Annotated in this window: 17 protein-coding genes; 10 read left to right on the plus strand and 7 right to left on the minus strand. The window is 69.7% G+C overall.

Annotated features, from left to right (window positions below; genetic code table 11):
- The first annotated feature begins 20 nt into the window (after window positions 1–20).
- Window positions 21–365: a DUF6204 family protein gene (locus tag ASG70_RS12365; protein WP_056884034.1), complete on the plus strand. Its 345-nt coding sequence runs from the start codon at window positions 21–23 to the stop codon at window positions 363–365.
- Between the two features lie 185 nt (window positions 366–550).
- On the opposite strand, the gene ASG70_RS20005 is transcribed toward ASG70_RS12365, so the two are convergent.
- From ASG70_RS20005 to ASG70_RS12380, 3 genes are all read right to left on the minus strand, one after another.
- Window positions 551–928, minus strand: coding sequence for an HIRAN domain-containing protein (locus tag ASG70_RS20005; protein ID WP_235531484.1), 378 nt, complete (start codon window positions 926–928; stop codon window positions 551–553).
- A gap of 76 nt (window positions 929–1,004) precedes the next feature.
- The gene (locus ASG70_RS20010) at window positions 1,005–1,187 is read right to left on the minus strand and encodes a hypothetical protein (RefSeq protein ID WP_056884036.1); all 183 of its coding nucleotides are present in this window, start codon (window positions 1,185–1,187) and stop codon (window positions 1,005–1,007) included.
- A 275-nt stretch (window positions 1,188–1,462) separates the two neighbouring features.
- Window positions 1,463–2,197, minus strand: coding sequence for a hypothetical protein (locus ASG70_RS12380; protein WP_156399956.1), 735 nt, complete (start codon window positions 2,195–2,197; stop codon window positions 1,463–1,465).
- 267 nt (window positions 2,198–2,464) lie between these two features.
- Here ASG70_RS12380 and ASG70_RS12385 point away from each other — a divergent pair, with 267 nt between their 5' ends.
- A complete protein-coding gene (locus ASG70_RS12385) occupies window positions 2,465–2,791 on the plus strand; it encodes a hypothetical protein (protein WP_156399957.1) in 327 nt (108 codons plus the stop codon).
- A gap of 72 nt (window positions 2,792–2,863) precedes the next feature.
- Here the strand turns inward: ASG70_RS12385 and ASG70_RS12390 are convergent, their stop codons facing one another.
- Both ASG70_RS12390 and ASG70_RS12395 read right to left on the minus strand, forming a co-directional pair.
- Window positions 2,864–4,228: a DJ-1/PfpI family protein gene (locus tag ASG70_RS12390; protein WP_056884039.1), complete on the minus strand. Its 1,365-nt coding sequence runs from the start codon at window positions 4,226–4,228 to the stop codon at window positions 2,864–2,866.
- A 216-nt stretch (window positions 4,229–4,444) separates the two neighbouring features.
- Complete coding sequence (locus ASG70_RS12395; protein WP_056884040.1) at window positions 4,445–5,749, minus strand: alpha/beta fold hydrolase; 1,305 nt, start codon at window positions 5,747–5,749, stop codon at window positions 4,445–4,447.
- Window positions 5,750–6,123: 374 nt separating this feature from the next.
- On the opposite strand from ASG70_RS12395, the gene ASG70_RS12400 reads away from it, so the two are divergent.
- Window positions 6,124–6,888, plus strand: coding sequence for an HD domain-containing protein (locus tag ASG70_RS12400; protein ID WP_156399958.1), 765 nt, complete (start codon window positions 6,124–6,126; stop codon window positions 6,886–6,888).
- 113 nt (window positions 6,889–7,001) lie between these two features.
- Here ASG70_RS12400 and ASG70_RS12405 read toward each other — a convergent pair whose 3' ends face one another.
- Window positions 7,002–7,175, minus strand: coding sequence for a hypothetical protein (locus ASG70_RS12405; RefSeq protein WP_156399959.1), 174 nt, complete (start codon window positions 7,173–7,175; stop codon window positions 7,002–7,004).
- A 242-nt stretch (window positions 7,176–7,417) separates the two neighbouring features.
- On the opposite strand from ASG70_RS12405, the gene ASG70_RS12410 reads away from it, so the two are divergent.
- The 6 genes from ASG70_RS12410 (at window position 7,418) to ASG70_RS12435 (ending at window position 18,047) form a co-directional block, all read left to right on the plus strand.
- Entirely contained in the window at window positions 7,418–7,675 is a 258-nt protein-coding gene (locus tag ASG70_RS12410; RefSeq protein WP_056884043.1) for a heavy-metal-associated domain-containing protein, read from the plus strand.
- 284 nt (window positions 7,676–7,959) lie between these two features.
- Window positions 7,960–8,925 carry an NAD(P)-dependent alcohol dehydrogenase gene (locus ASG70_RS12415; protein ID WP_056884044.1) on the plus strand — a complete coding sequence of 322 codons (966 nt, stop codon included), beginning with the start codon at window positions 7,960–7,962 and terminating at the stop codon, window positions 8,923–8,925.
- 509 nt (window positions 8,926–9,434) lie between these two features.
- The gene (locus ASG70_RS12420; protein ID WP_056884045.1) at window positions 9,435–10,895 is read left to right on the plus strand and encodes an MFS transporter; all 1,461 of its coding nucleotides are present in this window, start codon (window positions 9,435–9,437) and stop codon (window positions 10,893–10,895) included.
- 135 nt (window positions 10,896–11,030) lie between these two features.
- Entirely contained in the window at window positions 11,031–11,243 is a 213-nt protein-coding gene (locus ASG70_RS12425; RefSeq protein ID WP_056884046.1) for a heavy-metal-associated domain-containing protein, read from the plus strand.
- Window positions 11,244–11,364: 121 nt separating this feature from the next.
- Window positions 11,365–14,640 carry a heavy metal translocating P-type ATPase gene (locus ASG70_RS12430; protein ID WP_056884047.1) on the plus strand — a complete coding sequence of 1,092 codons (3,276 nt, stop codon included), beginning with the start codon at window positions 11,365–11,367 and terminating at the stop codon, window positions 14,638–14,640.
- A gap of 200 nt (window positions 14,641–14,840) precedes the next feature.
- Window positions 14,841–18,047 carry a BTAD domain-containing putative transcriptional regulator gene (locus ASG70_RS12435; protein WP_156399960.1) on the plus strand — a complete coding sequence of 1,069 codons (3,207 nt, stop codon included), beginning with the start codon at window positions 14,841–14,843 and terminating at the stop codon, window positions 18,045–18,047.
- Window positions 18,048–18,114: 67 nt separating this feature from the next.
- Here ASG70_RS12435 and ASG70_RS12440 read toward each other — a convergent pair whose 3' ends face one another.
- Window positions 18,115–18,702 carry a DJ-1/PfpI family protein gene (locus ASG70_RS12440; RefSeq protein ID WP_235531469.1) on the minus strand — a complete coding sequence of 196 codons (588 nt, stop codon included), beginning with the start codon at window positions 18,700–18,702 and terminating at the stop codon, window positions 18,115–18,117.
- Between the two features lie 220 nt (window positions 18,703–18,922).
- On the opposite strand from ASG70_RS12440, the gene ASG70_RS12445 reads away from it, so the two are divergent.
- Window positions 18,923–21,628 carry a LuxR family transcriptional regulator gene (locus tag ASG70_RS12445; protein WP_200949256.1) on the plus strand — a complete coding sequence of 902 codons (2,706 nt, stop codon included), beginning with the start codon at window positions 18,923–18,925 and terminating at the stop codon, window positions 21,626–21,628.
- Window positions 21,629–21,784 lie beyond the last annotated feature (156 nt).

The raw sequence follows: 21,784 nt of genomic DNA on the forward strand, positions 1-21,784 counted from the left end.
CCGAAGGAGAGGAGCCCGCGGTGACCAGGACGTACCGGGTTCAGGTGACCGGTCAGTTCACTGATCTGACCCCTGACGTCCGCGCCCAGCTTCGAGCCGAGCAGGCCGAGCATGATGTGTTCCTCGCGGCGTTCACGCCGGAGGGAACCTTCACGTACACACCCACGCTGACCCGCTTCACCCTGCGCTACCTCCTCGAGGTCTCGGAGGATTCGGCCGCAGAAGCCGATGAGGCTGTCGGAGTGCACGGCGAACTTCTGGCGATGCTGTTCCTCGAGGCTCGGAGCATCACCCACAAGACGTTGACCACGACGGCAGTTTGCGTGGACGACGTCAAGACCAAGCGCCGACGCAACAAGCCATGACCTGAGTCGGACCTTGCGCGAGCGCCGCGACCCACGCCCCCGGTTGGCGCAGTCCATCCGGGGGGCGTGGGCACTGGGGCAGCTCCCTGCCGTGCGGAACACCTCCGCGGTTGGGTCGGCACGTGTACAGAGTTTCCGAGGGGACGTCCCGCTGGGGTTTCCGGATGCGTGAGCTGCAGCGTCCGTCAGCCCTGATGCGCCGGCCTAGGCAGGTGTCGGGGGCGTGGTGACAGCAGGTGCGCCATCACGTCGGGTCGCGCCACCAGAACGCTGATTTGCTCACAGGTGGTGTTCGACGCGGTGCCGCGGAGGCTGACGGCGGCGAGGTCGGCGCCTTGGTCCAGCAGCTTCGACAAGGTCCGGGCCTTCGCCTTGTTGACGTATGCGGCCACGGGGGCGCCGTCGGTGTCGGCAGTGACGGCAACCGCGAACGGGTCGTGCTTGTTGCTCGGTTCGCGCTTGAGCCGGACCGCGGTCCCTGAGGAGAAGTCACCTCGTCGGCAGGCTGCCTTGTGGTAGCTCTCGCCGCGCAGGTTGGAAACGTAGATTCCCGCTGGCGCCAGGCGCCAGGCGTCGGTCGGTCGGTCCGACGAGCATGCCGGTCGAGTCCTCGCACAGGCGCAGGACTTGGTCTCCGTCCTAGCGGTAGCGGATGAGGTGCAGGAGCGGCATGCCGCTGTCTGCGTCGATGAAGCGGTCTCGGTTGCCGTCGACCGGCACGTACCAGCGGGTCTGCTCGGACGCTGGCATGAACGGTGGCGGCTTCGCTCCTGCTCCCGCCTGGGCCGCGACCGCCGGCTCGACCTGGCGTTTGCGAAACATGTCTTTCCACCCCATGTTGCGAACCTACCCATCAGGGCAGCGTCGGGTCGTGGGAACGAGAAAGGCGAAGGGGGTGGTCGCCTACTCAACAACGTCAGAGCGGTCCAGTGGCCGAGGCACGAAGGAGAACGTCGCAAACGCGTCGAAGGAGTCCCGCCAGTTCTGCGACGCCGCCGAAGTCACTTGGTGCACGCCCAGGTCGACGGTGAGGCGGCCGGGGTCAACTTTGGCCGACCCAGGCCGGTCAGCGCAGCACCACCCTTGGGGTGCGGGTGTCAGGACTTCGCGGCGGCAGCGACCTTGCTCATGCCGGCGCGGGCGACCTTCTCCATGTCGTCGCCGGGCATCGGGGTCAGGCCGGCGGCGGTGAAGGAGACGACGTTGTGCCCGACGGCGACGAACACGGCGTCGATGACGACTTCGATGCCTTCGGACTTGGCCTTGGCGCGGAACGCGAGGGTCTGGTCGCCCAGGTTCGGGAACGACAGGCCGGTCATGGTCATGGGCATGCGGTCGGCGCCGTCGACGACGGTCATCTTCGAACACTGGGTGAGGACCTTGGCGAGCCCTTCGACCTTGTCGCCCTGGTTGTCGTCGTCGAAGGAGGCGACCTCTTCCTCGAACTGGACCCCGAGCATGCCGCCCTGGGTGAACGACGCCTTCGCCTTGGTCTTCGCCTTGGTCTTCTTGCCGGAGGTGTCCATGTTGTCGAACAGCTTCTGGCACGACGCCGGCTCCACCGTGGACGTGTCGTCCTTGTCAGGCTCGGCCTCGGCCGCAGCCCACCCGGTCGGCATGTCGCCCACGGCCAGCAGCGCCGCCTTGACCTGCTTGGCGTTGAGCTTGTCACCGGCGCCCTTGGGCTTCGGGGCAGCCTTCGTCGTCTCCGCGACCTTGACGGCAGGCGACTCGGTGCCCACCGTCACGGCGCGCTCCGGCGCGCTCCCGCAAGCGGCCAACGAAAACGCGAGAAGGGCGAGGGGCAGGGCAAAGCGGATGGTGCGATTCACGAGATGTTCCTCCAGAACGGTGCGGGGTGCGCGTGCGGGCGCAGGGCCACCGTAGAGGTCGCGGCGGACACGGCGTTGACCGTTTTGAGGCTCCTGTGACTCAATCGAAATGGTTCGCACCCTTCGGGACAGTCTGCGCAGGGCTCGGGGTCCGCCAGCCCCTACTGCCGGGCCTGGCATGGACCCTGGGTGCGGCAGGGATGGGCGCGGTCGACATGCGACCGAGCTGCCCGCGACGGAGCGGCTTCTCCTCCGCCGGTGGTAGTGATGTCCACGTTGCCGAGCTGGGTCGGTCGAAGCTTCGCCTGGCTGCTCGAGACCGGGCGAGCCCCGTTTCACTGGGTGAACTACGTCGGCTCGTGCGGTGGCGCGCTCGTGTTCAATCACGCCCGGTTGGGACGGCTGTGCGACCACACCATCGGCCACCTGGTTGCCAGCCTTGAGCGGGAGCCGGAGGCGCGGCTGGTGCGCGGGATGCCGTTCCCAACGAGCTGGGACCCGTACTTCGAACAGCACATGACGCTCGCCGATGTGTACGCCTATCGGCCGCTGCACTACGCACACCATCGCAGGCTGCTGACGCTCGACCACTGAACCCACGTGGACCGAGCGACCAGACCAGGGGCGCGTGCAGACACCCGCAGAGCTCTCGAGGGCGCGTGTCGCTCAGGTCCGGAGGGTGGCGCTCCGGCGGGTCTTGCGCAGCAGGGTGGGCAGCGCAGCCGCGCCGGTGGCCAGGGCCAGGCCCAGCGCAACCAGCAGCGGGAGGCGGACCTCGCCGCCGGTGTCGACCAGGCGCAGGTGGGCGGATGGGTAGTCGATCATCTTGGCGGCTGACACTGCGGTCGCCCGGCCCGAGTGCGAAGCCAGGTATTGCAGGGCGCCATCGAAACCGGGCGAGTTGCCGCCCGCGTGGATGGCATCAACGGGGACGTGGTGGCGGGTGGCCCATCCCTTGAGGGTGGGGTCGAGGGTGGTGCCGGCCGGTCCGGGGACGGCGAGCCTGGTCGGGGTGGGGTCGTCGCTCAGGGTGCTGGTGTGCAGGACCATTCCGTGCTTGGTGGTGACGGTGCCGGTGGCGCTGAGTGGGATGGGCCGGGCGGCATAGGACACGTCGTACACCTCGAAGCTGCTGGCGAGGTCGATTTCGCCAATGCCGTCGGTGAGGACGATGCCGAGGGTGGGCCTGCCCCAGGGGAGGAGGGCGTTCAGACCGACGGGGGCGTCGGTGCGGGCGAAGGACTGGGTGGGGATGTCGGGTGACTGGGTGAGAGACCAGTTGGGGTAGCCGACGAGGCGTCCGACGCGGGTGGCTTCGTCGGCCCCGGCGAGGTCGGCCATGACGCCTAGGGCTCCGGGGATGCCGGAGGTGACGCCGGCTGTGGAGGTGATGGGGCCGTCCTGGACGAACCGTTTCCCGGCAACCCAGTTCACAGCCGGGTACTTCTTGGCGTAGGTGTGCAGCCGGGACCAGTGGGCGGTGGCGGTGCGTCCCTCGAGGAGGCCCGCTGCGGCGAGGATTTCGGCCCCGTTGCACACGCTGAGGATGCGCGCGCCAGCGCCCGCTTGGTCGGTGACCCAGGCGCGAAGTGGCGCTTCGGCTGGTCCGTCGGCGGTGGCGACGGCGGGTACGACGACCACGTCAGGGCGAGGTGTGCGGCCCGACGTGGTGTCGGCGAACGTGTACGTCGGCACGATGTAGGGCCCGCCCTGGGTCGGCTGCGCGGTGTGGGTGGCGGCGACTGTGTAGACGGCGAACTTCGGTGAGCTGGCAAAGACCTCGTAGGGGGCGAGGGCGTCGCTGCCGATGGTGCCGGACGCTCCGAGGACGACGGCGACCTTGATGGGGCCGTTCGACGAGGGCCGACTGGTCGGGGTGGGTCCGGTGGTGTGGGTGGGTGCCGGGGTGGTGGCCTGAGCCGTGGTGACCCACGCTCCGGAGGCGGCGAATCCGCCCATGGTCAGCAGCGCCAGCGCGCTGGAGACGGCGACGCGGAGGGCGCGGCGGGTGCGGCGGGTGCGGGTGGGCATGGGAGTGGTTTCCGTTCGGGTCGGGTGCTGCTGCTGTCGCGTGGGATGGCGGTTGGCGGAGGGGTCCGGAGCGGCCCGCCAGTGGATCGCGGGCCGCTCCCCGGGCCGTCGCCACCGTGCAGGGGGTTTAGCGGCGGGGCCTCGGCGGTCACCTGGGAAGGGGGTTGCGGTGACCGGGAGCTCGGGTGCTGCGTGGTCGCTGACGCAGGGTTGGTGTCAGCGGGTGGGCAGCGGGCTGTGGGTGCGGACGGCTGCGAGCACGTCGGTGATGGCGGCGACGGCGTGAGTGGCCCCGGTCGGGTCGGTCAGGAGCCCGACGTGGGACTGGTTCTCCACCGTGTGCCTTGAGTTGGTTGACAGGGCTGCCATCTGGTCCTGCGCGGTGCCCCAGCCGGGCTTGGCGTCGACGTTGTCCTTCGCGGTCAGCACGACCAGCGGGGTGTCGCCGAGCGTGGTCAGTGCCTGTGCCTGGCGGAACGCGACCGGGAGGGCGGCCTGTTCGGCGCGCTGGTTCGCCCACCCTCGGCCGCTGTTCGTGAACGTGGACACCTGCGCCCCGGCCTGCCCCGGCAAGGCGGGCGGCGTGGCAGCTGCGAGGACGTGGCCGATACCGGACCTGAACAGGGTCGGTGCGATGGCCAGGGCGCGCCGCATCACCTGGTACTCGCCGTTGAACGTCTTGACGAGCTCGACCTGGTGAGGGCTCGCGCTGTCGAGGAGGACGACACCAGCGACGTCGGAGGGGTACATGTGCGTGTACGTGAGGGCGTGGATGCCGCCGCTGGAGTGACCCGCCAGGACGAACGGACCGGGCTCGCCGGCAGCGGTCAGGAGCTTGTGCAGGTCGGTCGCGGCGGTTGTGGCGTCGGCCGGGTTGGAGGAGTCGTCGCTCCAGCCCTGACCGGCACGGTCGTACGTGCACACCCGTGACGTGGCGGCAACGGCCGGCTGGATGCGGGCCCACAGCGGGGAAACCTCCCCGAGCCCGTTGAGCAGGACGACGGTCGGGGACCCGGTGCCGGTGCAGTTCAGGTGGAGGCGGTACCCGCCGACGTCGACGAGCTTACCCGGCATGGGCTCGGCTGCAGCGGTCGGGGACGGGGCGCTGGCTTGGTACAGGCCGCCCAGACCGGCAAGGGCCATGGCGCTGGCAACTGGGTAGATGAACAGGCGCGACCGGCCGGGCATGGTGCGACGTGCCTGTCGCCAGACCCAGACGCCGAGGGCCACCATGGCCGGCGCCCACACCCATGACAGTCGCGTCATGGTCGGCTCACCAGCGTTGATGGCTGCGACGACGACGCCGGAAGTAGCCATCACGGCGGCCGGGACGTACGCCCACCGTTGGGGTTGGGTCGTCCAACGTGTGGTGAGGAACGCGAGCATGGCCCACCCGGTCGCGAACGCGACCATGACGGCGCCGATGACGCGGGCCTCGGATGCGTCGGGGACGACCCCGACGATGAGGCCGACGGCGGCCAACGCACCGGTGGCCATGGACGCGAACGCGATGCGACCCATCGGGCCGACCCGAGTGGCCGGCGACGTGGTCCCAACCGTTCTGGTGGTGGTTCGGACGGTGGTGGTCATGACCTTTCCCCTTTCCTGGCCGTCCGGTGTGGACGGCCACGGGCACCACGGTCGTGGTGAACGGATTTGCTCGCCCCGGTCACATGGCCGGGATTGCGACCCCTTCGTGGTGCGTCATCGACGCTACGAACGGCGAGTTTCCGCCCGCTGTCCAGCGACTGTCCCCGCGGGCTGACCCACGCCATGACGTCGCACACGCATAACCCGGTCACTTGACCGGGGCGAAGCACCCGCCGGTGGGGTCACTCTGAGGTGCACCCGCCGGAACACCCGCAGCAGGACATGCTGTGAGCAAGGAGACCCCGATGAACACCCACACGACCGTCGGAACGCACACCTGGACGATGGGCACCGGCGGACGCCTCCAACCCGCCGACACTCGCCGCCTTCTCGTGGACGTCGCCCGTGCCCACGCCGGCAACGCCGTCGGACGGCTCACCCTGCTGACGCATCTGAACTCGGGCCGGAACGCGTACGTGGACCCGGCCCGGCTCATCCCGCCGAACTCGGCACTGACCCGGGCAGCGACCGACGCCGCCACCAAGGTCCTTCCCCCGCCCCTGCTCAACCACAGCTACCGCACCTACGTGTTCGGTCGCGCCATCGGCGAGCTCGAAGGAGTCGACGTCGACGTAGAACTCCTGTTCGGCGCCGCCCTCCTGCACGACATCGGCCTGGTCACCGCGACCGGCCGCGACGACTTCACCCTCACCTCAGCACGCGCCGCCCTCGACGTCGCCGAGACCGTCGGCCTGTCCACCGCCGCCACCGACACCCTCCAGACCGCCATCACTCTGCACCACAGCCCCCGCGTCACCCTCGACGCCGGAGCGGTCGCCTACCTACTCGCCGCCGGAGCCGGTGCCGACGTCGCCGGTCTTCGCACCTGGCAGCTCCCCCCGAGCATCCTGACCGCCACTGTCCGAGACCACCCCCGCGACGGGTTCAAGAAGTACTTCACCCAAGCCTGGGCCACCGAAGCAGCGCGCGTCCCCCAGGGCCGCGCCCGCTTCCTACGCCGCTACGGCGCGTTCAGCGCCGCCATCGCACTTGCCCCATTCGACGAGTGAACCCGCCCGACAACCAGCCCCCTGAAGGACCCTTCAGATGAAGGTCATCGTCCAAAACCCGTAACCTTGGTGGCCCAGCGCAAACCCACACCCCAAGCGCGTGCGCGTTCACGTCACCACGTCATCACGCTGCCGCCGGTGGCCAGCACCAGGACCCGCATCGTGGGGGTCTCAACGTCACGGGCAGCTCGAACCTGCTGCCGGTCCCGCGGCTGGGAGAAGTCGCCGGCGTAGTACCCGTTGTGCGGGTGAACCCAGCGCTCCGACGTGCCCGATTCCTCTTCCACACTCATCCATCCAGCCATCGGTCTCACATCCCCTTGGTCAGTGCCAGCGACCCAGTGCGGGTCCTTGCACACCACCGTCAGGCACATCTCTTGCCGAGCCCTGTCCCTGCTCTTTCGCCAAGAACCCCCTCACGGCAGCCAACCCTCCCGGGCGCAGACCGCAGCGCCCAGGGGTGGACAGCGCGCGGACAGCGGTGCCCCGCATCGTGGGAGGCAGGTCCTACATCGGAGGTGATTGCCGAATGCGGCAGCTCAACCTGTTCGTCGGCGGCATGGGCTGCCGAGGCTGCGTCCGCGAGGTCACAGCGCTGCTGCGCGACGTGCCCGGAGTCGAAACGGTCAGCGCAGACACGGCCCGCTCCGTCATCCGCCTGAGCGGAACGATGCAACCCGACTCTGTCATTGCCGCCTTCAACGGCTCCACCTTCACCCCCACGCTGCTGCCCCCCACCCTCGAGTCAGATGCCGCCGAACACGACCGCGGGGCGACGACAGAGTGAGGACAGACCGCCGACACGGCCCCGGGCGACGCTGGTCACACCTAGGTGTCCGCGCCCGGCAGCTACCCCGCGCACTCACCCAACCGACTTCCCGCCACGACCGCGGCGGCAAGCTCAACAAGCACCACCCGCAGGCATGGGCGGATGAAACTGCATCGGTCCTCCGCGGCCGCCCCAGACTCCTACGCCACCACGGCGCGTTCAACTCGCCGCCATCGCACTCATCCAGCTCGACGAGTGACCCCGAACCACACACGCACACCCCACCCCGCAAGGACCCCGTCATGAAAGCCATCGTCCAAGACCACTACGGCAACGCCACCTCGATCCGCTTCGACGACATCGACCGCCCACCCGTGCCCGACGACAAGGTCCTCGTCCAGGTCGTCGCCGCCGGCGTCGACCGCGGCGCCCTGCACTTCATGACCGGACAGCCCTACCTGATGCGCCTGGGCACCGGTCTACGCACGCCCCGGGTCCGCGTCCCCGGCGTCAGCTACGCCGGCCGCATCGAAGCAGTCGGGGCCAATGTGACCGGTTTCGCCGTCGGCGACGAGGTGTACGGAGCCGCCCGCGGCACCTACGCCGAATACGTCCTCGCATCCCCGGACAAGATGGCGCACAAGCCCACCCAGCTCACGTCCGACCAAGCCGCCGTGCTGCCCTACGCGGCCTTCGCCGGCCTCCAAGCAGTTGCAGACCACGCCAAGGTCCAGCCCGGAGAACGCGTCCTGGTCATCGGCGGCACCGGAGCCGTCGGCAGCGTCGTCGTCCAAGCCGCCAAGGCAGCCGGCGCCGAGGTCACCGCAGTGACAGGCCCACACAACCAGGACGCCGCCACCGACCTGGGAGCCGACCACACCATCGACTACACGCAGGCCGACTTCACCGACGGCACCCACACCTACGACGTCATCATCGACGTCTTCGGCCGCACCCCCACCCGAAAGCTGCGCCGCGCACTGACACCAAGCGGACGGCTCATCATCGCCGGCGGCGAAGGCGACCGCTGGATTGGCGGCATCCAACGTCAGCTTGGGGCCGTACTCCTCAACCCGTTCATCGGTCAGAGCCTGCGCATGTTCCTCGCCAAGGAAAACACCGCCACCCTCGAGCACATGAACGGCCTCATCGCCGCGGGGAAGGTCCAGCCGCCGCACACGCACACCTACCCCCTGGTCGACGCGGCCAACGCCGTCCACGACCTTGAGGCGGCGGCAACACCGGGACGGCTCGTGCTCACCGTCTGACTTACCCGCCACAGCCACCAACGCAATTGCCGCGAAGCCCCCGGGGCGGTGTCCACGCCGCCCCGGGGAGCCGCGCGTCCGGAACTGGCTGTCGCGGCTCGTGGGTGCAGAGGTCTATACGGAGACTGGTCACGGCAGCGGGACCCTGACCGTGGTCGAGCCGGTATCGCCGCGCAACGAATGCGGGGCCCAATCCCGGCCGATGTGCCGGGGTGAGTACGCCCAGGTCGGAGAACAGTCGTCCATGCCCCACCGGTATCAGGCCACTAGCTCACCGGACGGAGCGAACGCCATGACACTGCTCGCGAGCTCGGCCGTGCACCAGCGCGACGTCATCGCAGGCTTGAACGGGTCAACTGCCCCGGGTCAGTTCTGCTCTTCACCGCGCACTCCCTTGACGTGCCGGGTCACCCGAACCCTTCGACAGCGCCAGGACAGACCCAGGACAGGGCTCCCAAGAACGCTTGCCTCACAGCCACCGTCGGCTGTCTGACACGAAAGAGGCCCCCATGTCTTCCACCCCACCCACCGCGGGGCGCCAGAGCAGCCGGCGCTGGCTGGCTCTCGGACTCATCGCCACCGCACAGTTCTTCGTCATCATGGACACGTCCATCATCGGAGTCGCCCTGCCCAAGATGCAGGCCGACCTCGGCTTCACCGCCCAGGGCTTGTCCTGGGTGTTCAACGCCTACGTCGTCGCCTTCGGCGGTCTACTGCTCCTCGGCGGCCGCCTCTCCGACCTGCTCGGTGCACGCCGCATTTTCTCCACCGGCTGGGCCGTCCTCGCCGCCGGCTCCCTCGTCGCGGGCCTGGCGCAGAACGGACCTGTGGAGCTCATCGGCCGCGTCGTCCAAGGGGCCGGGTCCGCACTCATCGCACCCGCCGCCCTGACGCTCCTGTTCACCACGTTCGGCGCCACCCCCAAGGAGCTCACCAAGGCCCTGGCCCTCTACGGCGCCGCCGCACCCGCAGGTGGCACCGCCGGCGTGTTCCTCGGCGGAGTCCTGACGCAGTACGCGAGCTGGCCCTGGGTGTTCTTCATCAACATCCCCCTCGCAGCCGCCGTGCTCGCCCTCACCCCAGCGGTGATGCCAGCAGGGGCCCGCACCCGCGGGTCGCTCGACATCGCCGGCGCGGTCACCGTCACCGGCGGCCTGGGCGCGCTCGTGTTCGCCATCGTCCAGGCACCCCACAGCGGCTGGACCTCACCCACGACTGTGACAGCCGCACTGGCCGGAGTCGTTCTGCTTGCGCTGTTCGTGGTGCTGCAGGCGCGGCTGCGTCAGCCGCTGATGCGCCTGGGCATCTTCCGCGCCCCCAACCTCGCCGCAGCCAACGGCGCCCAGTTCCTGCTCGGGGCGGCATGGATTCCGATGTTCTTCTTCATCAACCTGTACCTGCAGCAGGTGCTCGGGCTCGGCGCGTTCGCCAGCGGCGCCGCCCTGCTGCCGCTGACCGTGACCATCATGGTCGGGATGGTCGTTGCCGCGCCCAAGCTCATCGCCCGGTTCGGACCCAAGACGATGACCGTCGCCGGCCTCGCCACGTTGGCCGCAGGACTGGTGTGGCTGTCCCTCATCCGCCCCGACGGCACCTTCCTCGTCGACGTTCTTCCCGCAACGCTGGTCACCGCCGCCGGCATGGCGATGGCGTTCATCCCCTCCCTCGGTCTGGCCCTGTCGTCGGCCGCGCCGCACGAGGGCGGCCTCGCCGCCGGCATCGTGAACACCAACTACCAGGTCGGGTCAGCTCTCGGACTGGCCGGCATGACGGCGGTCGCTGCTGCGTTCGGCGGTACCGGCGCCGACGTCGCCTCCCTCACCGACGGGTTCTCCGCCGGACTGCTCGGAGCCGCCGCCATCGCCGCCACTGGGGCCGCCCTCACCGCCGCGTGGCTGCGCAACGCCTCGCCCGCCCATCAGGCCAGCGACGCCGCCTCCGCCGGCGAACCCGAGCACGCCTCCGCCTGACCCCCCAAGGCTCCGTGCCCCCGGCGAGCACCCACGCCGCCGGGGGCACGGCCCCCAACACAAGAACGCCAAGACCCGACAACCAAGAACCCACCCCACACCAGCACCCAACCCAACCCAAGGGAGATAAGCACCGTGAGCACCACCACCCAGACCTACACCGTCACCGGCATGACATGTGACCACTGCGCTCGCGCAGTTCGCGCCGAGGTCAGCGACATCGACGGCGTCACCGACGTCGACGTTGACGTCGTCCACGGCCAGGTCACCGTCACCAGCACCCAGGCCGTCCCGGTCGCGGCGCTGCGGTCCGCAGTCACCGAAGCCGGCTACACCCTGACCGCATGACAGCCGCCCGGCGGAGCCACCCCGTGCCCCGCCGGGCGACCTCATCCAAGCCGAGGCGTGTGCTGGCAAGGCCGTTCACTGCGCCCACCCGACCCTCTTTCGCACCGCCCCAGGAGAAGTAATGACCCCCCAGACAACCACCGCCGCCGACCGCACCCTGGGCGCCGACGAAGCAACCCAGAGCGAGACATGCACCCTGCAAATCGGTGGCATGACCTGCGCATCATGCGTGCGACGCATCGAGAAAGCTCTCACCAAGCTCGACGGCGTGACCTCAGCCCAAGTGAACCTCGCCACCGAGGTCGCCTCCGTCACCTTCGCGTCGAACCTCGTTGGCGTGGAGCAGCTCACCGCCGTCGTCAGCCGTGCCGGCTACACCGCCACACCAACGCATGCAGCGACCCACGATCCGACCACGCCGGTCGACACCACCGCCGCCGACGACAGCAGAGACCGAGAGCTCCGCCAGCTCAAACGCCGCTGGCAAGTCGCCCTCACCACCGGGCTAGGACTGATGGTCCTGATGTACGTCCCGCTCTACATCGACACCATGGACTGGCTCATGCCCGTCATCTTCCTCATCACGACCGTGGTCCAGTTCTGGGCTGGCCGGAGCATCTACGCCTCAGCGTGGGCAGCGGCCAAGCACCGCAGCACAAACATGACCACCCTCGTGGCACTCGGGACCGGCGTCGCCTACGGCTACAGCACCTTCGTCACGCTCTGGCCGGGCCTGGCCGAGAGTTGGGGCCTGCCCCTGCACGTCTACTACGAGACGTCGTTGGTCATCATCGCCCTGGTCCTGGCCGGCAAGTGGATGGAGGCAAAAGCCAAACGGGCGACCGCAGCGGCCGTCAACGCCCTCCTCAGCCTTGCACCCCCAACCGCTCGAGTCGTCCGGGACGGCCACGAGCTCGACGTCCCACTCGAACAGGTCGTCGTCGGCGACACGGTCCGCATCCGGCCGGGAGAAAAGGTTCCCGTGGACGCGGTTGTCACCACTGGCAGCACCACCGTGGACGAAAGCATGCTCACCGGCGAAAGTCTCCCGGTCGACAAGGAGCCCGGTGACACTGTCATCGGAGGCACCCTGAACACCACAGGTAGCGTGCTGGTACGCACCACCGCCGTCGGTGCCGACACCGCCCTGGCCCAGATTGTGCGGCTCGTCGAGGACGCCCAAGGCGCCAAAGTGCCCATGCAACGACTGGCCGACGCCGTCTCCTCGTTCTTCGTGCCCGCCGTCATCGTCGCGGCCGCCCTCACCTTCGCAGGATGGGCGCTCTTCGGACCCGGCCAGGAAAACCTGACCATGGCAATCACCACCACCATCGCCGTACTCATCATCGCCTGCCCCTGCGCGCTCGGCCTGGCCACTCCGACCGCCGTCATGGTCGGCACCGGCCGCGCCGCCGAACTCGGCATCCTCATCTCCAACGGCGAGGCACTCGAGCAGGCCAAGCGCGTCACCGCCGTGGTACTCGACAAGACCGGGACCATCACCCGCGGACGTCCAGCCCTGACCACGTTCACCGCCACCAACGGCTGGGACGACAACCAGCTGCTGTCCCTGGTCGCCGAGGCAGAGGCGGGCAGCGAGCACCCAGTTGCGCAGGCCATCGTGGCGCACGCCCGCGAGCTCGGCCTGCCCCTAGCCCAGCCGCAGTCGTTCGAGGCCGTCCCCGGACACGGCCTGCAGGCCGTCGTGGACGGATTCACGCTCGGCATCGGCAACAAGGCGCTCATGGACCGGACGGGAGTCGACATCTCGACGCTCGAACCGGCTGCCGCCCGCGCAGCTGCCGCCGGTCAGACACCGATGTACGTCGCCGTCAATGGCGAAGCCGCCGGCCTGGTCGCAGTCGCCGACACCGTCAAACCTGAGTCCGCGAAAGCTGTCGACCAGCTGCATGCGCTCGGGCTGGAGGTGTGGATGATCACCGGCGACAACACCCTCACGGCCCGAGCGGTCGCTGAGCAGGTCGGAATCACCCACGTCTTGGCCGACGTCCTCCCGGCGGACAAGGACGCGGCGGTCGCCCAGCTGCAGGCGCAGGGTCACGTCGTGGCCATGGCTGGCGACGGAATCAACGACGCAGCCGCGCTGGCCCGCTCCGACCTCGGCATCGCCATCGGCACAGGCGCCGACGTGGCCATCGCCGCCTCCGACATCACCCTCATGGGTGGAGATCTGCGCGGCATCGTCGCAGCGATCGCCCTGTCGCGGCGCACCGTGAGCACCATGAAGCAGGGCTTGGTGTGGGCGTTCGGCTACAACGTCCTGCTCGTGCCGGTCGCGGCCGGGGCGCTCTACGCCTTCGACGGGCTCCTGCTCGACCCGGTGCTGGCCTCAGCCGCGATGGTGATGAGCTCAATCAGCGTGCTGACGAACGCGCTGCGACTTCGGCGCTTCCGCCGACCGGCGTCGGCGCAGGAGATTCTGCACCCACCGCTGCGGTCGCGTGTGGGCCAGTACGCCTACCTCGCTGCCGTGGCAGTTCTGGCCTTGGCCATCGGCAGCGCCCTGACGGGGGTGAGCCGGATGGACTTCGCCAAGCGCGGGATGAACGGCCTGCTCGCGTGGAACCAGTCCACGGGGATGCCGATGCGGCCGGCCATGAGCACCATGATGACCGCCGACGTCCCGCCCACCGAGGCGGCGCAGGCCGGCCTTGATGTGCGACTGTCCGTGCCAGCCAGTACACGACCCGGCGTCCCGACCCGGGTGACTGCCACGGCCGTCCAACACGGCACCGGCGACCCGGTGACCGACCTGACCTTGACCCACCAGGCGTGGATGCACCTGATCGCCGTGCGGGAAGACCTCGCCACCTTCGGCCACGTGCACCCGCAGCCCACCGGGCACCCTGGCGAGGTGGCCGTCGAGATGACCTTCCCGACACCGGGCCGGTACATCGTCAACATCGAGTTCCGCCGCCGCGGGCAAATGAGCGACGTGCACTTCCGCCAAGTCGTTACCGTGCCGGGGGTGCCGACCAGTCCTCGCGAGCCCGTCACCGTGAGCAGCCGTTCCGTGAACGTCCGGGGTACCAACGTCCAGCTCCTGGGCGAGGCGCGTGTGGACGGCAGCAGCGACCTGCACTTCCGGTTCTCCGACGCCAACACAGGCGCGCCGGTGACCGACCTGCAGCCCTACCTCGCCGCCGCGGGACACATCGTGGTCATCAACGCCGACGGTTCCTCGTTCGCCCACGAGCACGCCGAAGTCGAGGACCAGCGCGGACGCCCTATGTTCGCCACACCAGGTCAGACCTTCGGGCCCTCGCTGAACGTTCACGCCACCTTCCCGGCCCCCGGCACCTATCGGCTCTGGGGTCAGTTCCGCCTCGCGAGCGGCGTCGTGATCACAGCACCGTTCACCGTGCAGGCCAAGTAGGCACACCGCCCCGCCCGACTCGCGTCCCTCACCGCGTCGGGCTGGGCGGACCGGACCCCACCCATGCGACGAGCACCCCAGTCCGGCCGGAACGACCCTCGTGAGCCGACCCGCCCCCCACCAGAGACCGCTCCGCAGGCCGTTTGCCGTCAGCGCCCCCATGACGGCACCATGGGCACGACACGAGGTTGGGGTAATCGTTGCAGACGTTGCGTTTTAGGCTGCTGGGCTCGACCGACATGCTCGTCGACGACGAGTCCGTCAGCCTGCCCGGCGCAGCCGAACGTGCCCTGCTCGTCCTGCTGCTGCTGTCCCCGGGGCGCATCGTTCCCGCGACCACCCTCATCGACCGGTTGTGGTCCGAGTCCGCGCTCCCGGCCGACCCCGTCAACGCGTTACAGATCCGGGTGTCCAAACTGCGCCGTGCCCTGCGGGACGTCGACCCGGACCTCATAACCCGCGAACGCACCGGCTACCGCATCAACGTGGACCCCTCCGCCATCGACGCCGAAGCGTTCGTCACCCAGCTGCGGCAGGCCCGAACGGCGGCCGCTCACGGCGACTACACGGCCCAGCACCTCCAGGCGTACGACGACGCCCTGGCCCTGTGGCGCGGGCAGGCCCTGGCCGACTTCGCCGAAGAGCACTGGGCTCTTGCCGAAGCTGCCCGACTGACCGAGCTGCGGCTCGCCGCCCTGTCCGAACGGGCCCAGGTCGCGTTGGGTCTGGGACGGCACCGGGAGGTAGTCACCGACCTGGAACCGGTCGTCGCGGCCGACCCCACCCTGGAGTCGCTGGCCGGGCAGCTGATGACGGCCCTGTACCGCAGCGGCCGCCAGGCCGACGCGCTCGAGGTGTACACCCGAACCAGGACCATGCTGGACGAGAACCTCGGACTTGAACCGTCCACCGCGCTGCGGTCCCTGCATGAGCGGGTCCTTCGCCAAGACCCGGCACTGGGTGGGGACGGGGACAGTGCCCTCCTCGCTCCAGCGCCCGTCATGGCCCCCACCCGCCAACGCCGCGACAGAGCACCCCAAGCACCAGGAACCCTGGCATTAACCCCCAAGCCGCTCATCGGCCGCGACGACCAGCTCAGCTCCCTCGATGCCCTGCTCACCGACCAGCGGCTGGTGTCCCTCGTCGGACCGGGCGGCGCCGGGAAGACCACTCTCGCCTTGGCCGCTGCCGCTGCCGCTGCCCACCAGTTCTCCCACGGCGCCGTAGGCGTGCGGCTGGCACCAGTCAGCGACCCGGGCCAGGTCCCCGTCGCCTTCGCGGACGCGCTCGGCGTGCCGCTGGACGGAGGAGCCGCCGACCGGGACATCCAGGACCGCCTCACCCGGTTCCTGACCAGTCGAAACCTGCTGCTCCTGGTCGACAACTGCGAACACGTCGTGGACGCAGCCGCCAGCGTCATCGAGGACATCCTGGCCCGCTGCCCCGACGTCACCGTCATCACCACCAGCCGCGAAGCACTCGCTGTCCCGGCCGAGCTGCAAGTCCTCGTCGGCCCGCTCGACACCGCACCGGAGAACGCCGGCCCCGACCAGGTCCTGACCTACCCCGCCAACCAGCTGTTCACCGAACGGGCCCGGATGGTGCGACCCGGCATGGTCCTCGACGAGCAAGACGCCCTCGCCGTCGCGCGAATCACCCGAGCGCTCGACGGGCTCCCGTTGGCTGTTGAGCTGGCCGCCGCCCGTATCGCGTCCATGTCACCCACCGAGATAGCGGAACGTCTCAACCACCGGTTCGCCCTGCTCACCAGTGGTTCACGCACCGCCGAAACGCGCCAGCAGACGCTGCGCGCCACGGTCGACTGGAGCTACGCACTCCTCGAGCCCGGCGAGCAGGCGGTCTTCGACGGACTCTCGGTCTTCCGCGGCGGTTGGACCCTGGCCGCGGCCGAAGCCGTCCTGTCCGACGAAGGAATGGCCTACGGCGCCGTCCTGGACACCCTCGGCCGGCTGGTCGAACGGTCGCTGGTCGTCGTCGACCCAGGCCGCACCACCCGGTACCGGATGCTGGAGACGCTGCGCGAGTATGCCGCCGAACGACTCGAGGCCCGCAACGACGACATGACCCGGCGGCAACGGCACGCGGACTACTTCCGCCGGTTCACCCAAGACGCCGAGATGGACCTGCGCGGTCACGGCCAACGCGACGCACTGGTCCGTCTACGAGCCGAACAGCCCAACATCCGGGCCGCACTGGCGTGGCTCAGCTCGCCCGCCGGCGACATCGACGCGGCCCTGTCCATGGCAGGCGCGCTCGGCCTGTTCTGGCACTTCGGGCGTCACCTCGAAGGCCGCGAAGCCTTAGCTCGGCTCCTCGCACCCGGGACCGGGAGTGAGCAGGCCAAGGCCCACGCGCTGCAGGCGGTGTCCATCGTCGAACGCCCGCGCGCGTGCCTGGTCCATCCCAGCCCCCGCTGTGCCGAGACAGCCGAACAGAGCCTGACCCTGTTCGAAGACCTCGGCGACGCCTCACGTGCCGCCCTGTCGCAGGTGCTCCTGGCGGTGGAAGGAGTCACCGGCGCCCACCCCGAACGCAGCGGACAGCTTCTCCGGCACGCGCAGCACCAGTTCAGTGCCGACGACGACCCGTGGGGGCAGGCCGTCATCGGGTTCGTCCGGATGGAGACCGCCCTCAAGGCCGGCCACCAGGACGTCGCCATTCCCACCGGCAGGGCAGCAGCAGCCGCGTTCCGCGAGCTCGACGACCCCTGGGGGCTGTCCGCCATCCTGTACCACCTCGGATGGGGCCTGCGGCAGTTCGGCCGGTACCCCGAAGCCGCACGCACCCTCGAGGAAGCGATCGACGTGGCCACCAGCGCCGGCCTGTACAACACCGTCCAATGGGCGCTGGCCGACCTCGGCGTGACCCACCTGCACCAAGGACACCCGGGGCAGGCACGGGACATGTTTGCCCGCGCCAGCGCCGCGTCCGAGCACATCGGCGACGGCGCCGGCACCGTCCTCGCCACCTACGGGCACGCGCTGATGGCTCAAGTCGACGGTGACTGGGCGCAGGCACGCCTCCAAAACACGACCGCCCTGGAAGGCTTCCGCACCCTCGGGACGCCCGTTCCCCAAGGGCTGGCACTCGCGGGCCTGGCGCGCTGCGACGAAGCCGACGGTGACCTCGACGCCGCCCAGGACGGCTACCGCGGAGTGCTGGACCTCAGCCACCAAGTGGGCGAGCCGTCCTTGACCGCCACAGCCCTGGAAGGGTTGGCGCGGGTCGCATCGGCACTCGGCGACACACACAAGACCCAAACCCTGCTGACGCAGGCAGCCGACGTGCGGGAGACACGCAGCAGGCCGGCGCCGCCGCACGAGCAGCGAGACCTCGCGCCCTTCCTGCAAGCTAGTGCGACGTCCGCGGCAGACAGGGCTCCGTAGAAGCCCGATGACCCTGCAGATTCGGTCGCTCGGTAGCCCTGCTTCGACAACGATGGTTCGTGGATCGTCACACGGTGGGCTGCGGGTCGTACTGGATGTCCCTGCGCACCGTCCTGGCGCGGTCAACGCCGGCGAGCCGAGCCACGAGGTGCAGTGCCATGTCGATGCCGGCACTGACACCGGCGCTGGTGATGACGTCACCGTCGTCAACGAACCTTTCCATGGGCTGCATCTGGATGGTGCGGTCCAGCGACGCCAGAAGTTCGAGGGACTCCCAGTGGGTGGTGGCTGGCCGACCGGTGAGCAGTCCAGCGGCGGCATACACGAGGGCACCGGTGCACACGCTGGTCATCAACGGGACGGACTCACGCTGCGCGCGAACCCAGGCCAGATGGTCAGGGTCTCGCATCAGGACCCGCGTGCCTTGCCCACCGGGGTGAATCAAGACCTGCATGTGCGGCGCGTCGGGGAACGAGTGGTGCGCGTCGAGGACTAGTCCCTTGGCGGCTCGGACCGGCGCGCCGTCACGGGACAAGAATGACACCGCCCAGCCGTCGTCCGGGTGGTTCAGGGTCCAGTTCGCCAGGACTTCCCACGGGCCGAAGGCATCGAGCTCTTCGACGCCGTCGAACAGCAGGATGCCGATGTGCCGCACGGCGGGTAGGTGGGCCGCGAGGGCAGAGGCGGTGGTGGAGGTCATGGTTGGGTCCTTCAGGCTGGCGGGACGTTCTTGCGGATGGTTCACGATGCAGACATCGCGTGGGGTATCGCCCCGGTCAAAGTGCCGGGATGGTCCTCCCGACAAGCTGAGTGGGCGGTAGCGTCGGGTGGTGCTACACGGCCGTGAGCCCGAACGCGCGCATCTTGCCGCCCTCGTGGAACAGGCACGCGCGGGGAACGGTGCCGTCCTCGTCGTGCTGGGAGAGCCCGGTGTAGGCAAGACGGCCCTGCTGCGTGACCTGACCAATCCCCAGCAACCGTCGGGGGAGCGTGGGGACCTTCGAGTGCTGCGCACGGCCGGGGTCGAGTCCGAGTCGCCCCTGCCGTACGCCGCCCTGCACCGCCTGCTGCGTCCCGTCGCGGATTTCGACCCGTTGCCCGCTCCTCAGGCGCGGGCGCTGCGGGTCGCGTTCGGTCTCGAGGAGGGACCCACCGTCGAACCGTTCCTCGTGGGCGTCGCCACCCTGTCGGTGCTGACCAACGCAGCCGAACCGGACCATCCGCTGTTGTGCGTGGTCGACGACGCGCACTGGCTCGACTCCGCGTCCGCGGACGCCCTGCTGTTCGCGGCCCGTCAGCTGTCTGCCGACCCCGTTGCCATGGTCTTCGCCGCACGAACCGGCGAAACCGCTGGACGAGAGTTCACAGCGCCTGGGCTGCCCGTCCTGGAGATCCGCGGCCTCGGCGACAGGGCGGCCCGCCAGCTCCTCGACGAACGCGGCGGCGACGCGCTCCCTGGTGAAGTCGCGCAGCGCCTCGTCCGCGACACCGGCGGGAATCCCCTCGCCCTGCTGGAGCTGCCCACGGAGCTCAGCCCAGCGCAGCTGCAGGGCCAGGTGCCGCTACCCCGGCAGCTGGCGTTGACCGCCGGCGTCGAGCGCGCGTTCCTCGACCGGTGCCGCCGCCTGCCGCAACCGGTGCAGACACTGCTGCTGGTCGCCGCAGCCGACGCCACAGGCCGTGCAGCGACCGTCCGGCAGGCGGCCGCCACTCTCGGCGTCGACGGGACCGCCTGGGCGGACGCCGAGCGGTCGACCCTGCTCAGCGTCTCCAGCGACACCGTGACCGTACGACACCCGCTGGTCCGTTCCGCTGTGTACCAAGCAGCCACCAGCTTCGAACAACGGCAGGTGCACCGCGCTCTCGCACAGGCGGTCGACGCGGACGACCCCGACCGGGCCACGTGGCACCGCGCCGCAGCAGCCGACGGACCCGACGCCGCCGTCGCCGACGCCCTGGCCGACGTGGCGGTCCGGGCCGAACAGCGCGGCGGCCACGGTGCAGCAGCCGACGCGTTCGAACGCTCAGCCGCCCTGACCGCAAAGGAACCGGACCGAGCCACCCGCCTGTTCGGCGCCGCCCGTACCGCATGGGCGGCCGGGCAGACGATGCGCGCCCGCGCCCTCGCGGCGGCCGCCCGGGAACATGCGGTCGACCCGCTGCAGCGAGCCGACATCGACCGGCTCCGCGCCCGCATCGAGGTCAACGTCGGATCCGCCGTCGACAGCCACCGCATCTTCACCGTCGCGGCGCGCACCATCGCTCACCACGACACCGGTCGCGCCCTGGAGATGGCGTGCGCGGCCGCCCTGAACCGCGCATACGGCGCCGACAGCGGAGCCACCCTCGGTGCCGATGTCCTCACCGAGATGCTGGCACCAACCGTCACGGACACGCCACGCACCACCTGCCTGCGGCTGCTGCTGCGGACCCTGACCGCGACTGGAGACCAGGACTGGGCGAAAGTCATCCCCGCCCTCGAGCAATCACTCGAGGCTGGGCGCGAGGTGGAAGACCTGGACGTGATGGGCAATCTCGGCAACACCGCCTTGCACCTCGGGCACGACGAAGGCGCTCGCTTCTACTACTCGGCCATGGAGGCCGCCGCGCGCGAAGCCGGTGCCGGCATGGTCGTCATCTACGCCCTCGAACGGCTCATGTTCGCCCATCTGCCCACCGGACCATGGACGGCGGTTCGCAGCTCCGCCGACGAAGCGCTCACCTTGGCACGCAGTGTCGGCCAGCCCACCCTGACTGCGGCACCGCTGGCCTGCCTGGCGTTGCTGGCGGCCCTGACCGGCAGCGACGACGTCGACGACCGCCTTGCCGAGGTCGAGGACGTCGCCACCCGCCACCCGCTCGGCATCATGACCGGGCCGACCCACGACGTCACCCGGTGGGCCAAGGGCGCACGTGCCGCCGCCCAAGGCGACGCTGGAGGTGCACTGCACCACCTGTCGGGGATGCGGGTCCCGGCGCTGCATCGGTTCGCGTTCATCGACCGGCTCGAAAGTGCCGTCCGCGCCGGCGACACCAACCAAGCCCTGATCTGGGTCGAAGAGCTCGTCCCGTTCGCCACGGGCACCGGCCAGGCGTGGGCGGTCGGGGCCACCAACCTTGGACGGGCCCTGACCGCGACCGACCCTGCCGACGCCGCGTCATCGTTCGAGCAAGCTGTGGGGCACTACCGCAGGGCTAACCGCCCATACGACCTGGCACGAACCCAGCTGGCATACGGGGAGTTCCTACGCCGCACCAACCGCCGGGTCGACGCGCGCACCCACCTGCGGCCGGCACTGGAGACCTTCACCGAGCTCGGCGCCAGCCCGCTGGTGGAGCGCGCCACCCAGGAGCTGCGCGCCTCGGGCGAGACTGCGCGCAAACGTGACCCGTCCACGCTGCTGGACCTGACCCCGATGGAGCTCAAGGTCGCTCAGCTGGTCAGCACCGGCCTGTCGAACAAGGACGTCGCAGCCCAGTGCTGGGTGTCACCGCGCACGGTGGCGTTCCACCTGCGCAACGTGTTCACCAAGGTCGGAGTCAGTTCCCGCACCGAGCTCGCCCAGCTCGACTTCAACTGAACGACCCTGGCACACAGCCGCGATGGGCATCAGCCGGCTGAAGCACCGGCGAGTGGACGCAACGAACTGACGAAGGCAACTCGGGAGTCTCCCTGGTCGAACCGGCACCCGTGCTGACAATTGCCCCAGCCCAACAGTCACAACGGACTTCGGGTG

The sequence above is a fragment of the Phycicoccus sp. Soil748 genome (assembly GCF_001428025.1).
In the GTDB taxonomy this organism is placed as follows: domain Bacteria; phylum Actinomycetota; class Actinomycetes; order Actinomycetales; family Dermatophilaceae; genus Pedococcus.

What these genes read in the sequence shown, in the direction of transcription:
- ASG70_RS12400 (WP_156399958.1), top strand. Translation starts at nt 6,124, where the DNA reads ATGAACACCCACACGACCGTCGGAACGCACACCTGGACGATGGGCACC.
- ASG70_RS12430 (WP_056884047.1), top strand. Translation starts at nt 11,365, where the DNA reads ATGACCCCCCAGACAACCACCGCCGCCGACCGCACCCTGGGCGCCGAC.
- ASG70_RS12395 (WP_056884040.1), bottom strand. Translation starts at nt 5,749, where the DNA reads ATGGGTCGCATCGCGTTCGCGTCCATGGCCACCGGTGCGTTGGCCGCC.
- ASG70_RS12420 (WP_056884045.1), top strand. Translation starts at nt 9,435, where the DNA reads ATGTCTTCCACCCCACCCACCGCGGGGCGCCAGAGCAGCCGGCGCTGG.
- ASG70_RS12410 (WP_056884043.1), top strand. Translation starts at nt 7,418, where the DNA reads ATGCGGCAGCTCAACCTGTTCGTCGGCGGCATGGGCTGCCGAGGCTGC.
- ASG70_RS12415 (WP_056884044.1), top strand. Translation starts at nt 7,960, where the DNA reads ATGAAAGCCATCGTCCAAGACCACTACGGCAACGCCACCTCGATCCGC.
- ASG70_RS20010 (WP_056884036.1), bottom strand. Translation starts at nt 1,187, where the DNA reads ATGTTTCGCAAACGCCAGGTCGAGCCGGCGGTCGCGGCCCAGGCGGGA.
- ASG70_RS12385 (WP_156399957.1), top strand. Translation starts at nt 2,465, where the DNA reads ATGTCCACGTTGCCGAGCTGGGTCGGTCGAAGCTTCGCCTGGCTGCTC.
- ASG70_RS12390 (WP_056884039.1), bottom strand. Translation starts at nt 4,228, where the DNA reads ATGCCCACCCGCACCCGCCGCACCCGCCGCGCCCTCCGCGTCGCCGTC.